The sequence below is a fragment of the Burkholderia sp. AU16482 genome, assembly GCF_002223285.1.
GTDB lineage: Bacteria > Pseudomonadota > Gammaproteobacteria > Burkholderiales > Burkholderiaceae > Burkholderia > Burkholderia semiarida.
Map to the genome: position 1 here is coordinate 1 of NZ_NKEY01000015.1, position 1,215 is coordinate 1,215.

1 protein-coding gene is annotated in these 1,215 nt (G+C 69.3%); it reads right to left on the reverse strand.

Annotation, left to right across the window (positions count from 1 at the left end; translation table 11 throughout):
- Positions 1-1,215 (reverse strand): efflux transporter outer membrane subunit (locus tag CFB35_RS33875; protein WP_089466253.1); only part of this gene is annotated, 1,215 nt, incomplete at both ends.

Below are 1,215 nucleotides of genomic sequence, written 5' to 3' on the forward strand. Positions count from 1 at the left end.
GTCGAAGCGCCGCTGCTGCGCGTGCTCGTTGCGCTCGAGCGCCGCGATCTGCTGGTCGTACGTGCCGCGTGCGGCGAGGCCGTCCGCCACTTCGCGGAACGCCGACTGGATCGCCTTCTCGTAGTTCGCGATCTCGATGCGCTTCTGCACGTTCGCGAGATTCAGGTTCGCGATGTTCTGCCCGCCTTCGAAGATCGGCATCGTGATCTGCGGCGCGAACGACCATGCGGCCGTGCCGGCCTTGAACAGACCGCCGAGCGTCGGGCTGCCGGTGCCGAACGCACCCGTCAGCGAGATACGCGGGAAGAATGCCGCGCGCGCCGCGCCGATGTTCGCGTTGGCAGCCAGCAGCGTCTGCTCGGCCTGCATCACGTCCGGACGACGCGTGAGCAGATCCGACGGAAGGCCTGCCGGCACGTCCGTCAGCAGATTCTGCGCGTCGAGCGGCATGCCCGCCGGCAGGTCGTCCGGCAGCGGCTCGCCGATCAGCAGCACCAGCGCGTTCAGCGCCTGCGCACGCGCACGTGCCTGCGCCTGCTGGTTCGCAAGCGCCGTCTCGACCACCGTCTGCGCCTGACGCAGCTCGAGCTCGGAGCCCGTGCCGTTGTCGAACTGCAGCTTCGTCAGGTCGTAGGACGCCTGCGCGGTCTTCAGCGTGTTCTCGGTGACCTTCAGCAGATCGTCGGTCGACAGCAGCGTCAGGTACTGGTCAGCCACCTGCGACACCAGCGAGATTTCCGATGCCTGCCGGGCATACGACGTCGACAGGTACTGCGCGAGCGCCTGGTCCTTCAGGCTCTGCACGCGGCCGAACAGGTCGAGCTCCCACGACGCCGAGAGCCCGACGTTGTAGTTGCGCGAGATCAGCGGCTGGCCCGTCTGCGATAGGCCCTGCGGGAAACGCTGGATGCTGCCCGTGCCCGTGCCGTCGAGCGACGGGAACAGCCCCGCGCGCGTGATCTGGTACTGCGCGCGCGCCGCCTCGATGTTCAGCACCGACACGCGCAGGTCGCGGTTGTTGTTCAGCGCGATCTCGATCAGCCGCTGCAGGCGCGGATCGACGAAGAACTCGCGCCAGCCGATGGCGGTCGCAGCTTGCCCGTTCGCGCTGCGCGCGCCGGCCGCGCCCGGCTGCGTCGCGTAGACGCCGCCGGCCGGGTACGCCTGCGCGACGGGCGCGTCGGGCCGCTTGTAATGCGGCGCCATCGTGCAGCC